Origin of the sequence: Pectinatus haikarae (assembly GCF_015732185.1) — a bacterium.
Taxonomy (GTDB): Bacteria; Bacillota; Negativicutes; order Selenomonadales; family Selenomonadaceae; genus Pectinatus; species Pectinatus haikarae.
Genome location: NZ_WIQM01000008.1, coordinates 19,272 through 32,720, shown reverse-complemented (window position 1 = coordinate 32,720; position 13,449 = coordinate 19,272). Strand labels below are relative to the sequence as shown.

At 41.4% G+C, this 13,449-nt stretch carries 12 protein-coding genes; 7 read left to right on the top strand and 5 right to left on the bottom strand.

Translation table 11 applies throughout. The features are described from left to right. Positions 1 to 9: 9 nt before the first annotated feature. The gene (locus I6758_RS04405) at positions 10 to 309 is read right to left on the bottom strand and encodes a hypothetical protein (protein ID WP_196603996.1); all 300 of its coding nucleotides are present in this window, start codon (positions 307 to 309) and stop codon (positions 10 to 12) included. Positions 310 to 471: 162 nt separating this feature from the next. Next, positions 472 to 2,193 carry a methyl-accepting chemotaxis protein gene (locus tag I6758_RS04400; protein WP_196603995.1) on the bottom strand — a complete coding sequence of 574 codons (1,722 nt, stop codon included), beginning with the start codon at positions 2,191 to 2,193 and terminating at the stop codon, positions 472 to 474. 299 nt (positions 2,194 to 2,492) lie between these two features. Between I6758_RS04400 and I6758_RS04395 the strand changes: the two genes are divergently transcribed. The 5 genes from I6758_RS04395 to I6758_RS04375 all read left to right on the top strand — a co-directional run bounded on the left by I6758_RS04395 (position 2,493) and on the right by I6758_RS04375 (position 9,335). Beyond that, positions 2,493 to 3,524, top strand: a complete 1,032-nt coding sequence (locus I6758_RS04395; protein ID WP_196603994.1) for a hypothetical protein — start codon at positions 2,493 to 2,495, stop codon at positions 3,522 to 3,524. 167 nt (positions 3,525 to 3,691) lie between these two features. Continuing rightward, complete coding sequence (locus I6758_RS04390; RefSeq protein ID WP_196603993.1) at positions 3,692 to 4,636, top strand: AAA family ATPase; 945 nt, start codon at positions 3,692 to 3,694, stop codon at positions 4,634 to 4,636. A gap of 2 nt (positions 4,637 to 4,638) precedes the next feature. After that, a complete protein-coding gene (locus I6758_RS04385; RefSeq protein ID WP_196603992.1) occupies positions 4,639 to 5,760 on the top strand; it encodes a DUF58 domain-containing protein in 1,122 nt (373 codons plus the stop codon). Continuing rightward, a complete protein-coding gene (locus tag I6758_RS04380) occupies positions 5,757 to 8,144 on the top strand; it encodes a transglutaminase-like domain-containing protein (protein ID WP_196603991.1) in 2,388 nt (795 codons plus the stop codon). Before I6758_RS04385 ends, I6758_RS04380 begins: the two co-directional genes overlap by 4 nt. 24 nt (positions 8,145 to 8,168) lie before the next feature. Further along, the gene (locus tag I6758_RS04375; RefSeq protein WP_196603990.1) at positions 8,169 to 9,335 is read left to right on the top strand and encodes a DNA polymerase IV; all 1,167 of its coding nucleotides are present in this window, start codon (positions 8,169 to 8,171) and stop codon (positions 9,333 to 9,335) included. A gap of 93 nt (positions 9,336 to 9,428) precedes the next feature. On the opposite strand, the gene I6758_RS04370 is transcribed toward I6758_RS04375, so the two are convergent. Next, positions 9,429 to 9,782 carry a winged helix-turn-helix transcriptional regulator gene (locus I6758_RS04370; protein WP_196603989.1) on the bottom strand — a complete coding sequence of 118 codons (354 nt, stop codon included), beginning with the start codon at positions 9,780 to 9,782 and terminating at the stop codon, positions 9,429 to 9,431. A 349-nt stretch (positions 9,783 to 10,131) separates the two neighbouring features. Between I6758_RS04370 and I6758_RS04365 the strand changes: the two genes are divergently transcribed. After that, the gene (locus I6758_RS04365; RefSeq protein ID WP_196603988.1) at positions 10,132 to 10,443 is read left to right on the top strand and encodes a hypothetical protein; all 312 of its coding nucleotides are present in this window, start codon (positions 10,132 to 10,134) and stop codon (positions 10,441 to 10,443) included. Positions 10,444 to 10,621: 178 nt separating this feature from the next. Next, on the top strand, positions 10,622 to 11,677 hold the full coding sequence (locus tag I6758_RS04360) for an IS30 family transposase (RefSeq protein ID WP_196603708.1): 1,056 nt from the start codon (positions 10,622 to 10,624) through the stop codon (positions 11,675 to 11,677). Between the two features lie 84 nt (positions 11,678 to 11,761). Here I6758_RS04360 and I6758_RS04355 read toward each other — a convergent pair whose 3' ends face one another. Further along, the gene (locus tag I6758_RS04355) at positions 11,762 to 12,556 is read right to left on the bottom strand and encodes an ABC transporter ATP-binding protein (protein ID WP_196603987.1); all 795 of its coding nucleotides are present in this window, start codon (positions 12,554 to 12,556) and stop codon (positions 11,762 to 11,764) included. Then, on the bottom strand, positions 12,556 to 13,437 hold the full coding sequence (locus I6758_RS04350; protein WP_196603986.1) for an ABC transporter permease: 882 nt from the start codon (positions 13,435 to 13,437) through the stop codon (positions 12,556 to 12,558). Before I6758_RS04350 ends, I6758_RS04355 begins: the two co-directional genes overlap by 1 nt. Between the last annotated feature and the right edge of the window lie 12 nt (positions 13,438 to 13,449).

The following is a 13,449-nucleotide window of genomic DNA, read 5'->3' as shown; positions in this document are numbered from 1 at the left end:
TTCATAATATTAAAGCTCAGTGCGGTTAATATTCTTTTTTATATAACGATCAGTGGCAAAATCGATCATTTCCTGCCAGGTTTTAAATTTAGTGTTTTTGGCAACATGAATATTCATTGATTTCTCCGGTAGATTCTCAAAATCCTTTTGGTCGGAGATATTAAAGCGACCGTTATTTAAAAATTGTTCGAAAGTTTTATACCGTGTATATTTTTTCATAAATGCCGTATTGAATACATCTTCGAAATCAAATGATATGGGAGATGTAAGATGCGGCAGCTTATAATAGCCGGAAAGTTTTAATTTCATGATGAGCCCTCGCATTAAAATTTTTATTAACATCAGCATACCATATATTTATTGCCATAGTCCAATAATATGGGCCAGGAGAATGCTAAATCTAAATACAGCAATAAAATAAGACATTTCTAAAAGAGACTGTTAGAAATGTCTTATAATCACGTCATAAGTTTATATTTTAAATTTACGGACAGCCTGACGCAGTTCATCTGCCATTTGGGAAAGTTTTTGACTGGATGACGCTATTTCTTCCACAGACGCCGATTGTTCCTGTGTTGCAGCTGAGATATTTTGGGTTTCTTCAGAAGCTTTTTTACTTTCATTGTCTATATCCTGAACAGCAGATACTACATTTTGGGCATGCCCTGTTACTTCTTCAATAGAAGCGGAAATTTCACGTATTTGTTCTGTCATGTCTTTGACCATATGCAGGATTTGTTCAAAATTGCTGCCGGCGCTGGAAACCACAGAGGCTCCTGTATCAACTTCATTTTTGCTGTCACTCATGAAGGTAACGGCATTATCAGTTTTAGCCTGTACCTGACTGATAAGTTCAGTGATCTGCTTTGCGGCATCCTGAGATTGTTCGGCCAGTTTTCTGACTTCTTCGGCAACCACGGCAAACCCTTTACCGGCTTCGCCTGCTCTTGCGGCCTCAATGGCTGCATTGAGAGCCAATAAATTTGTCTGACCGGAAATATTTGATATTACATCGACGATCTGGCCGATTTGTTTTGATTTTTCTTCTAATTCGCTGATTACGGCGGCAGTATTGTTGGTTTTTTCTTCGATGGTTTTCATCTGATTTACTGCATGCTTGACAGCACCTTCACCATTGCTGGCAGTTTCTGCTGTTTTTTCGGCAGAACCCGATACAGTCTGGGTGTTTTCAGCGACTTGTTTTATTGCATCGGAAATTTGTTTTACGAGACTATCGGCAGAGTTCGTAAGTTTGAGCTGCCGTTCAGCACCGTCAGCGACTTGTGTCACCGAGCCTGCAACCTGATTGGAAGCCTGCGCCGATTGCTCTGCACTGGCAGTCAGAACTTCTGAGGATGTGGCCAGTTGTTCCGCAAGATGGATCAGCTGGGATAAGAGATTTTTTACACTTGTCTGCATTGAATGGACAGCTCTTGAGATTGAACCGAATTCACTTTGGTCATTGATACTTCTCTCCGGCACGGCTTTTGAGAAATCACCTGTGCTTAAAAGGTTGAGAAAGTTGACAACATCGGACATGCGGGAGGAAATTTGTTTTGTGATAAGCCAGCCGAGGGAAAAGGCCAGAATGATGCCGATGATGATAATGGCTAAAAATATCATGTTTGCAAAGGCAAAATCTTTTTCGTTTTGCGCATTCATTTCGTCAGCGGCATTGTTTATATTAGTGGCAAGTGCAGCCAGCTCTTTCATGAATTTATCAGAGACAGGCTTGCCGTCCGCTTTGAAAAGAGCATATGCTTCATCATTTTTATCCTGCAATGATAAAGCCAGAACATTTTTTCTCACAGCACGGTATTGGGTTAAATCTGATCTTATTTCTGCAATCTGTCCTTTTGTTGCATCATTCATGGGAAGACTTTCATATTTCGTCAGATTGGCGTCAAAATGTTTTGCACGTGCATCAATGTCATCATACAATGTTTTTTGTTCTGAATCATTTGTTGTAAGCATCAAAGCATGTACATCCGACTCTATCTTATGTGCCTCTGACATATTGCTGTTGATAAGCTCTACGGCAACAAGTTTTTCTGCATACATCATATGTACATTGTTATTTGTTTTATTGAGGAAATAATAGCCGACTATGCCAACTCCGACAAGGGATATCAGCATAATAAAGAGTAATAAAACAAGTTTTTGTCTGACCTTGAGATTTTGAATGAAGTTCAAAATATCGCCCCTCTGTAAAATTGTATTAAGTAAATTTCGACTTCATATGGATGATTATGAAAAGTCCGCATATGTTACTTATATACGTAAATTCGTTGTATCTTGAGAAAAACCTTCTCAATAGTCAAATTTGGCTGCAGATAAAAATAAGGGAAATATGGCCTGTGTATATTGTTGCCTTAGGGTTTATTATGTATAATAAAATTATATAAGAAAATAAAAGTATATTTGCGGGACACCAATTTAGGGACAGCAGGCGGTGTTTGCAGCCGGCATATATTATGATGGAGGAATAGAAATTGAATTTTAAATTGATGAAGATAGTGTTTGTATTTTTTTTGCTGTTTGGTATTTTTACCGGCAGGACAATGGCACAGGAGCTGATAAAGGCTGCTGTTTCCGATATCGATCCCGCAGCAAAGCAATTATATCAGTCAGCGCTGATGAATATGGATGCGCAAAATGCGGATTATGATATGCAGCTGATGATAAATATGCCTATGGGGAATTTGGTGGCAGCAGGCGATTTTCAGTATCAAAAAAGTCCTTTGCTTATGAAAAATATTATAAAGGCTCAGTTTTTTACGATGGAAAAGCAGCAGTTTCCGATTTTTTCAATGACACAGTATGTGCAGGCGGCAGATGAACAATTGTTAATTTATTCTTCAGACGGGCAACCAGAAAAAAAAGAGAAGTGGTATTTACAAAGATATCCTTTAGCGGATTCTCTTAAGCGGAACATATTTCTTTTGCCGACAGGCGAGCAATATGCCAAACAGGTACAGGATATAGTCGATGCTGTTAAAATAATACATGCAGAAAATGAGAATGCCGGAATACAACGTCTGAATATAGCTTTTGACAGCAAAAAATTATTTGATAATAAGCGGCATGTGAGCTTTAGTGATATTGATACATCCCTATCCCCCGAAGATAAAAAGGGGATGGCAAATATTTTAAATGATTTGTTTATGGTTCTGCAAAACAGCAGTGATGTTTCAGGAACAGTAGATATAGATGTGAACACGCATAAAATTGTTAGAACGGAACTTGATCTGACCGATCAAATCAGAATTGTAGCAAAGGCAGCTTATGCAGCAATGGCGGCAGAGGAGGAAAAGACGGGTGGCTCCGAAGAGCAGACCACTGCTGCGGTTGATAAGCCGGGAATCAATATTATAAAAGATAATGCTGCTGTACAGGATGTTATAGATCATTCTACCGCACGTGTCATAATAAAGGTGAAGCCTATAGATAATGTGATGAAGCTGGCACTTCCGCAAGAGGTGAGGGATTCAGCAAAAGAAATGAAGCCGTTGAAGAAGATATAAAAGAGGATAGAAAAGCTAAAAATCAGCCGTTTCACCACGGCTGATTTTTCTTAAGAAAAAAGGTCAGGTGCCGTAGTAAAAATTACTGTAAAAAGAAATTTAATAATGGTAAAATATTACGAAGGTTTTATACCTGTATTATATTTTAGGCCCGGAGGGATAAGCTTATGTCAGATAAAAATGCAATAATAGGAGCTGTGCTGGATGAACTGCAAAAAGTCATCATTGGAAAAAGAGCGGTGCTTGAAAAGATACTGATGGCTATTTTGGCGGGAGGCCATATTCTGATAGACGATATACCGGGTGTAGGCAAGACGACAATATCTGTAGCTTTTGCTAAAGTGCTGGGGCTGTTGCAGAAAAGATTGCAATTTACACCGGATATTCTGCCCTCGGATATAACGGGTTTTTCAATGTATGATAAAAGCAGTAATGAATTTCGATATGTAGAAGGCGCGGCTATGACCAATATTCTGCTTGCCGATGAGATAAACAGAACATCACCGCGGACACAGTCGGCTCTTCTGGAAGTTATGGAAGAAGGCAGCGTGACAGTCGATGCCGTTACGAGGAGCGTGCCAAAACCTTTTATAGTTATTGCCACTCAAAATCCATCGGGCTCTATCGGGACACAGGAACTGCCCGAATCTCAGGTGGACAGGTTTTTGATAAGAATTTCGATAGGCTATCCTGATGTAAAAGAAGAGATAGAGATATTAAAGGGAATTCATGGCAACGCCCTCAGCAATGTCAGGAGCGTCCTGAATGCAGAAGAATTGTCGGCGCTGCAGGCACACACAAGCCGCGTACATGTGGCGGACAGTATTTACGAATACATAGCCAGACTGGCCGAGGCTACGAGGCAGTCGTCGGCAGTATTGCTTGGTATAAGCCCGCGCGGCAGTATTGCCGCTATAAAAATGGCACAGGCACATGCTGTGCTGTGCGGCAGAGAGTACGTTCGTCCGGAGGATGCAGCCGTTATACTGAAATCGGTTCTGCAGCACAGATTGATTATAAAAAACAGGGTGTCTTTTGATCATAACGCGGCAGATAATATTTTTGAGGAAATAATCAGGACTGTTCCTCTGCCCAAAATTGCGGAGATCTAAGCATGGCGACACGTTGGTTTATTTATATTTTTGCGTTTTCTTTCAGTATTTCCCTATATATTTTATATACGCAGTATGAGGCATTTCTTTTATTTGCGCTGCTTGCTGCGGTGCCTGCAATATCTTTGCTGCTTTTATTTATCAGTCAATGGATGTTAAAAATGCAGCTGCCGTATGGGCAATTTACGGTGCTTCACGGTGACGAAGCTGCTATACCTGTCATATTGAAAAATCGATTTCATCTGCCCTTGGCAGATTTTACTGTCAGTGTAAAAGTGAAGGATGCAAATGGCAGACTGCTTTCCGAAAGAGAGCTGTCAATAGAAAGCTTTATTTTTGCTAATGCACGCAGAAAGTTCACCTATAAGGGCACACGCTGCGGCAAGATAGAACTGCAGTTTGCTAAAAGTACTTTTTATGATCTTTTGGGATTATTTGCATACAGTAAAAAGATGAAAGTGACTGCAACTGTATTCGTGATGCCCAGATTTTATGAAAATTTTGCGGATATAAAAACGCAGGCGCTGCAGACGGCGCAGGCAGCAGGGGAACTGATGGGAATAAGGCCTTATCAGTACGGCGACAGCAGCAGAAATATTCACTGGAAGGCGAGTATTGCTCACGATGATATTTATGTGAAGGAGTTTTATGCTCCGAGTGAAATAACGGCAGTCTTGCTGATGGATATTATTCCTGATGCGGAAGAGAAAGTCTGCAATGGCATATATGAAACTTTTTATGCGGTGGGTGCATATCTCATAGGCCGTTATGGCAGCTTTGAATTTTTATATCTGATGAAGAACGGTGCTGCTGCCAAAATCAGAGTTGCAAATATGGATGACTTCGAACGTCAGCTGCTCGTCTATATGAGCGTAGATCATGTCGAGGAGCCTTTTGCTAATTTGCAGTGGCTGGCAGATAATATGAAAGAAAATAGTCATAATGTATTTTATATATCGGCATCGGATGAACAAGAAATAACAGAGAATACAGGCTTGCAAAGTTCCTTAATGCTGACAGTATTTGTTGTGGGCACGGTTTCTGCCGTATGCGGAATGAATGAGATATTTATCGATGAAAATGATGTTGCCGGAAATTTAGCGGCAGGGGTATGGCGGAAATGAAATTTGGAAAAAAGCATTTTGATGATATAGTCCGTATAATTTTATTGAATGCGGGTGTTGTAGCTGTAGTGAACTGTATTCTGTCATATGCGAAAATTTCTCTGGACGGTAATGATATTATTTTTTCTGTGCTGTTTTGCTCGGCTGTTTATGTCTGTTCCCATGCGGGAGGGAAACGTGGATGGCTGGTTTGTCATATGCTGTTTTTTTTATTGGCAGTTTATTTTGTCTATGAATATAGGGACGAGATATATCTCAGCCTGTTATATACGGTCAATAGTTTTATTGATGTTTTGAAGCAGCCGTATCATTTAAATATACAGCCGCTCAATCTGCCGTCAGATACCGGTTATACGGCAGGAGCACAGCCGATACTGCTTTTGCTGATATTTGCTGCCGGGATAGTTTTTCATGCTTTGATGGGGAGTGCCGGAGGGGCTGTCGTATTGCTGCTTCTTACTGTACCCGCCTGTTTTTTTGGCTTGTATTTTAATGTTATGCCGGACCCGCGCAGTCTGACAGGTGTTGTTGCTTTCTGGCTGACGCTCTTCATTTATATGAGCGGAAGCTATAATAAAAAAATTATAGTGAAAGCTGTCATAATATGGATTGTTGTTTTGGCGGGAAGCGGTTTAATTCAACAGGCAGTGCCGAAGGAAGAATATAAGCATCCAGATTTTATGCAGTATTTGCCGCAGCAGATGAAGGATTTTCTGAATGAGTATTTATCACCAAACGGGGCAGCTTCGGCATTGGACGATATACGGCACGGCATCAACGGACGCGGCAGGCTTGGTGATGTAGATACGTTAAGGCAGACAGGGCGAAGAATAATGGAAGTACAGACTTCTCTGCGGGCGGAGAATCGCCTTTATATGCGGAATTATTCAGGAGCGGTGTATATGAATAATTCATGGAATGATCTGCCCGAAAATGTATATGCGAAATATGATAAGCTTTTTGCAGCTTATTCACCGGGAGCCTGGTATGATCAAAGTGTAGTTATTTTTGAGGCTTTGGCGGACGATGCGCAGGGGAAAAATAGGTTTGCGGCATTTATGCACGCCGATGGGCAGTATACTGAATTGTTCAGCCCGCGTCAGTTTAGAATAGCTGAGATGTTTACAAATGAAAATGAATATTTTTTTCCTTATAATACCGATATATCAAGCTCGGGCTTTAAATATGATAAAATAGCTCAGGATGCGGGCGGCAAGCTCTACAAAGCAGAAGTATATGAACAGCCGCAGCATTATGATGAAATACCATCTTTTCTCGACAGCTACGGTGATTCTAATAAATATTTGGCTTATTACGTACAAGCGGAAAAAGGGTACAGAAGCTTTGTTTATAATTATTATCTGCAGGTACCTGATGGTGTTTTGACACAATTTGAGCAAAATTTTCCTATAAAAAAAGCATATACATATGCTGAGCGTGAAGCCTTGATAAGCCGGCTGCAGCGTTATTTTCAGGAAAATTATAAATATACGCTTTCACCGGGGAAGTTACCTGAGGGGAAAGATTTTGTGAGCTATTTTTTAAATGAATCGCATGAGGGGTATTGTACCTACTTTGCATCTGCGGCAGTGCTGATCCTGCGACAGGCAGGGATTCCTGCACGCTATGTTGTGGGATATGCGGTGCCGGATACCACCGTAACTGCGGGACAGGTTGTGGGCAGCGACGGAAGCGGAAGAGATGTGAAGGCTTTTACGGTGACAGACCGGCAGGCTCATGCGTGGGCGGAAATTTATGAAGACGGATGGGGCTGGCGTCCGGTTGATTTTACTCCGGGATATGCCGGCGCACTTCCGGAAACGGAAAAAAGCAGTAAGGATAATGAAAAAAGTCCGCAGGAAAATAAATCGCAGCCGCCGGAGAACAAACCGGAGGTGCAGGAAAAAACAGCTGCCGGACAGGAACAGGCACTGCCTGCGGAAGAAGATCATCCCACGGCCTTTTTGCTGCTGATAGCTTTAGGTGCAGCAGGGGGCGCAGTGATCATACGGTGCAAATATTGCAACGGACATATATCTCAGGTTTTAGCAAATGACTTTACTGAGGCAAATACAGTGATGCGCCTGCAGCAATTGTATGGTTATATGGAACGTCTGGCAGAGTATATAAAGCTGCCCCGGCCTCAACATATGGACTATATGGAGTATGCCGCATATCTGAAAGAACATGAGAAAGCTTGGCAAAATACAGCAATAGAAGATTTTGTTGATATGGTGCTGCGGGCGAAATTCAGCGACGGTCCGGTGACGGATAAAAAAGAATTGATAAAGGGTTTGCAAATAATCGGTGAAATGCGCTGCGGTCTTTATAAACGAATGAATAAATGGCAGAAAATAATGTTCCGCTATTTTTACAAATTATAAAAAGTGTGCAAAGATGGTGAAGTTATGAAGCGACGTGTAATGCATGTTGATATGGATGCATTTTTTGCCTCGGTGGAACAGGCAGACAATCCGGAGCTGCAGGGAAAGCCAATAATAGTGGGAGGAATCGGAAGGCGCGGTGTAGTCTGTACGGCATCTTATGAGGCCCGCGGTTATGGTGTGCATTCAGCGATGTCCGGGATGAAAGCGCGTCAATTATGCCCACAGGGAATTTTCCTTCCTGTCCGGCATGAACGTTATCGCGAAATTTCCGATATGATTTTTACAGTTTTTGCTGAATTTTCACCTCTGATAGAACCTTTGTCTATTGATGAAGCTTTTCTGGATATGACCGGAATGGAGAAGCTGTATAGTACACCCCAAGAATATGCGTCAAAATTGAAAAAACGTATTTTGGCGAAGACGGGAATTCATGCATCCATAGGGATTGCACCCAATAAATTTTTGGCTAAACTTGCCTCGGACCTGCAAAAACCGGACGGACTGGTAATTGTGGAGGAGGGGCAGGTAAAGCAATTTTTGGCAAACCTGCCCATTGGCAAGCTTTGGGGCGTAGGAGAAAAAACAGCATATCGTCTTCAAAGTGCCGGTTATCATAAAATCGGTGATATAGCAGCAGCGGATAGGACCGCATTGAAGCGAATGTTAGGTGAAAAAAGTGCGGTGCATTTATGGGAAATGGCAAACGGGATAGATGAGAGAAAAGTAGAATGCAGGCATGATGTAAAATCGGTGGGAAATGAAGAGACATATGAAGACGATATACAGGGACCGGAGGTTGTTGAGAAACATTTTCTGGCTTTCGCGGAAACCGTCGGCTGGAGGCTGAGGAAAAAAGGGCTGAAGGCAAAAACCGTAAGCATAAAGGTACGGACAGACAGTTTTGTTACTTATACAAAAAGCTGTACATTGCCGGAGGGAACCAATTTTGACGAGAAATTATATGAAGCGGCTGTGAACTTATTTCGTGCTTTGAAATTTCACGGAAAAATACGGCTTTTGGGACTTACCGGCAGTAATTTTGCACCTATTGAGGAACAATCATTATTCAGCTGTGATGAAAAGCAAAAAAATCTTTACAGGACAATTGATGATATAAAAGCAAAATTTGGGACTGCGGCTATTACAAAAGCACAGCTGTTGAAAAAAAATGACGGTGCAGCAAAATAGGCAGAGTATTTTGGGACATGGGCAGTTCTGTTATTTTATAGTTTTATCAAAAAAGCGTCAGAGTGTGAGCTCTGACGCTTTTAATATTATATATCAAGCATTTAGTACGGCATTTTCATTCTTTTTAATATATTCGATATATTTGTCGCCCCATAGTTCCAACGAATTTAATACGGGTTTGAATTCGTTGCCTATATCGCTCAGTGAATATTCGACACGAGGCGGAATTTGGTTGCAAATTTTTCTTTTTATGAGACCATGTCCCTCCAGTATCCTAAGTTGTTTGGTAAGTGTGGCCTGGGCTATAGGGGTCAGAAGCTTCTCAAGTTCATTAAACCGTAGTGTTTTGCCGTCGAGATAATGCATAATCAGCAGTGACCATTTGCCGGTCAAAACTTTTTGTGACGTAAAATATGGGCATTTTCCAAATGTCGTTTTTGTGTCCATGCTATCTTCTCCTAACGATATAATTTTTATATTAACTATTATAAACAATGTATGATAAAAATATTATGTTTTATAAAAATAATACTGTAAACAAAGGCAAAAAGCAAGTCATAAAAATTAAGATTTTCAAAAAAACAGATATCAAAAAATATAATTTAAAAAAATTATAAAAAAAATTGCTTATAAATAAGTATTAGTTACTATAGTATATCTAATTATATAAAAAATACTACTTTACTTTTAAACTGTATAATAGTATTATAATGACATAGACAAAAAGTTATTAAATAACTAAATAAAAATTAAAGAAAATAATTGTTGAGTTAAGAAAAAGAAAGGATTGTTTATAATGAAAAAGAACATATTTGCTTTATCCGCTATTCTCCTCGGGGTTGCTTTTACAGGAGTTACACATGCCGATCCAGTTGATGCACCGTTTGCCATAACCAATATGAGCAGCAGTGAAAAGGGAATTTACAGGGCGGTGGATAATAATCCCACCTCCTACAGTAAGAAGGAAATAAACGGACGTGTCTATGAAAGCTGGGTTGAAAACAATACAGCATATACAAAAGTTGACGGTGCTCTGGTCAAAGCCTATAAGATAGACAACGATTTGGAACGAGCTCCTTTTGTGAACATGAGCAGCAATTTGAGATAAAAAATAAAACAAGCCGTAATAATATGATTTACTGTCATATTATTACGGCTTGTTTTATTTTTATAGCGGTTGATTGTAAAATGAAAATGAACAGTTAGCAAAAAGTCCACAGTGACTTTTCTTTAAATGGTAAAATGGAGTTCTCACAGCACCATTAACCAAAGAGGAGACAATCACTATGGACTGCCATAATTATATCACAGTATTCCCTGAACGAAAACGTGGTCAGCATTTGGGACGGGAAGAACGCGGAGCGATCCAGCAACTAAACAAGCAAGGATACTCTCTGCGGGCAATCGCCCGAGAAATCAATTGTTCGCCAAGTACTATCATGTATGAATTGCGCCGCGGTACACCGCTGCGCAAAAGCCATAGAGGACGTACACCGGAGTACAGCGCCAAACGAGGTCTTGCAGTATATGAAATGAATCGAATGAAGTGCAAAAGGCCGCATTATATCACACATTGCTCAGATTTTGTTAAGTGGGTGGTTGCGCAAGTTAGGGCAAAAAAGTGGTCGTTAGACGCTTGCGTCGGTCATGCGCGCCTGCACCAGCTCTTTGCTGATAAAGAAATGGTATGCACGAAGACCCTATATAACGAAATGGCTGCTGGTAATTTGCCGCTATCGCTGTTCGAGCTGCCTGAAATTCTAAAGCGAAAGCAAAACAAAAAAGGAACCCGAAAGCATAAACGTCTGAAAGGTCGCAGCATTGACGAACGTCCTGACATCGTAGATTTACGCACGGAATTCGGCCATTGGGAAGCTGACACGGTGATTGGCAGAAAAAAAGGCAGAGAAGCTGCTGTTTTAACTCTGATTGAGCGTGTTACAAACAATTACCTGGCTATTCGCATTCCTGGTAAAAACAGTGAGTCTGTCATGGCTGCGATGAAAGAACTACACGCTGAATATGGTGAGCGTTTCAGTTCTGTTTTCAAAACCATTACAACCGATAATGGCTCTGAATTCGAGGAATTTTCCAAGATTGAAGCCTGGGGTTCCAGTGTTTATTATGCACATCCTTACTCCTCTTGGGAGCGACCAGTAAATGAACGGCACAACGGCTTCTTGCGTCAATATATTCCAAAGGGCGTTTCGATTGAGAAATATACTTATGAAGATATATTACATTTTGCCGATGAATTGAATAGCCGTCCGCGCAAGCGACTTGCCTACCAGACACCGGAAGAATTGTTCGACGCTTTTCTCGATAAACTTTATATTGCCTGAGATCATCGGCATTTTACCAAAGTGTTCAATTTGCTATTGCAATTTACGTTATTTTTATAGCTGAGGGATTCATCGTGAAATATTTTAACCAAGGAGCATTCGGTCGCTGTCCATTTCACTGCCCGATGCTTTTTCAAACATTTCAAGAAGATCCTGAACTTCCAGATCTTTTTTGTCCTTACCGCTGACATCAATAATGATTTTTCCGTTATACATCATTATCAGTCGATTGCCAAAACGCAGAGCATCACGCATGTTATGCGTGATCATCAGTGTAGTTAAACTGCGATCGCTGATAATGTTCTCTGTTATAGCCAGAACTTTTTCGGCGGTTTTTGGGTCGAGTGCCGCTGTATGCTCATCGAGCAGCAGTAGCTTGGGATCGGCCATTGTAGCCATGAGAAGGGTAAGAGCCTGTCTTTGACCACCGGAAAGCAGTCCCACCTTATTTTCAAGACGGTTCTCAAGCCCCAGATTGAGGGATTTCAAAAGTTCACGGAATTTTTCCCGTTCGCTTTTGGGAGCGCTCCAGCGGAAGGACGGTGTTTTACCGCGACGTGAAGCTATAGCAAGATTTTCTTCGATCATCATGCCGGCTGCGGTCCCCATCATAGGATCTTGAAATACACGGCCGATAAATTTGGCGCGCTTATGCTCCGGCCATTTGGTAATATCATTGTTGTCGATAATTATTTTTCCGGTGTCAACTAAAAATGCACCGGCTATTGAATTCATCAGTGTGGATTTTCCCGCACCGTTACCGCCTATTACAGTGACGAAATCGCCGGGGTTTAAACGCAGGGAGACATCACTCAAGGCGATCTTTTCCGTTATTGTACCGGGATTGAAAGTTTTGGAGATATTTTCTACTCTGAGCATTATCCTGCCACCCTTCTCTTTTTGCTGTTGAACTTAGCTTTGAATAAGGGCAGAGAAAGTGCCAGGGTTACAAGAACCGCGGTGAAAAGCTTTAAATCGTTCGGCGGCATTCCTAACTGCAGAACGATGGCGATAACTACGCGATAAACAATCGAACCGAGTACAACAGAAATAAGACAGTTTCTGAAGCTTTTAGTGCCAAAGAGTACTTCACCAATAATTACGGAGGCAAGCCCGATGACGATAGTGCCTACACCCATGCCCACATCGGCAAATCCGTTGCTTTGAGCGACCAGCGCTCCCGAAACAGCGACTAAGCCGTTGCTCATCAGCAGGCCCAATATGATTGTGATGTTTGTGTTTACGCCATTAGCGCGTATCATATGCTGATTGAAGCCGGTGGCTCTTATGGCAGCACCGATTTCCGTGCCGAAAAACCAATAGTTGATTATGCCGACTATTAATACGATAACAAGGCCGACGAGCAGAACCATAGTCTGATTATCGAATGAAGCGGGGAAAATAGTAAAAACCGTATCAATCTGTAAAAGCGAAAGATTGGCTTTGCCCATTATACGCAGATTGACAGAATAAAGAGCGATCATTGATAAAATTCCGGCAAGCAGTGCAGGAATTTTCAGCTTTGTGTGAAGAAAGCCGGTAACGACACCACTGAGCATTCCGGCGGCACAGGCCGCTAAAATAGCACTGATCGGATTATAGCCAATCGTCAGAAGTGCTGCGGCTACTGCACCTCCCAAGGGAAAGCTTCCTTCCACTGTTAAATCCGCAATGTCCAGTACACGAAAGGTAAGATATACACCGATGGACATTACAGACCATAAAAGTCCTTGTGATATTGTAGGGATAATGAGATCCAAAGTAATTCTCCT

Bases quoted from the DNA above. Each gene is read 5' to 3' on its own strand.
- I6758_RS04370 (WP_196603989.1), bottom strand. From the start codon at position 9,782: ATGGACACAAAAACGACATTTGGAAAATGCCCATATTTTACGTCACAA.
- I6758_RS04385 (WP_196603992.1), top strand. From the start codon at position 4,639: ATGGCGACACGTTGGTTTATTTATATTTTTGCGTTTTCTTTCAGTATT.
- I6758_RS04360 (WP_196603708.1), top strand. From the start codon at position 10,622: ATGGACTGCCATAATTATATCACAGTATTCCCTGAACGAAAACGTGGT.
- I6758_RS04390 (WP_196603993.1), top strand. From the start codon at position 3,692: ATGTCAGATAAAAATGCAATAATAGGAGCTGTGCTGGATGAACTGCAA.
- I6758_RS04405 (WP_196603996.1), bottom strand. From the start codon at position 309: ATGAAATTAAAACTTTCCGGCTATTATAAGCTGCCGCATCTTACATCT.
- I6758_RS04355 (WP_196603987.1), bottom strand. From the start codon at position 12,556: ATGCTCAGAGTAGAAAATATCTCCAAAACTTTCAATCCCGGTACAATA.
- I6758_RS04375 (WP_196603990.1), top strand. From the start codon at position 8,169: ATGAAGCGACGTGTAATGCATGTTGATATGGATGCATTTTTTGCCTCG.
- I6758_RS04380 (WP_196603991.1), top strand. From the start codon at position 5,757: ATGAAATTTGGAAAAAAGCATTTTGATGATATAGTCCGTATAATTTTA.
- I6758_RS04365 (WP_196603988.1), top strand. From the start codon at position 10,132: ATGAAAAAGAACATATTTGCTTTATCCGCTATTCTCCTCGGGGTTGCT.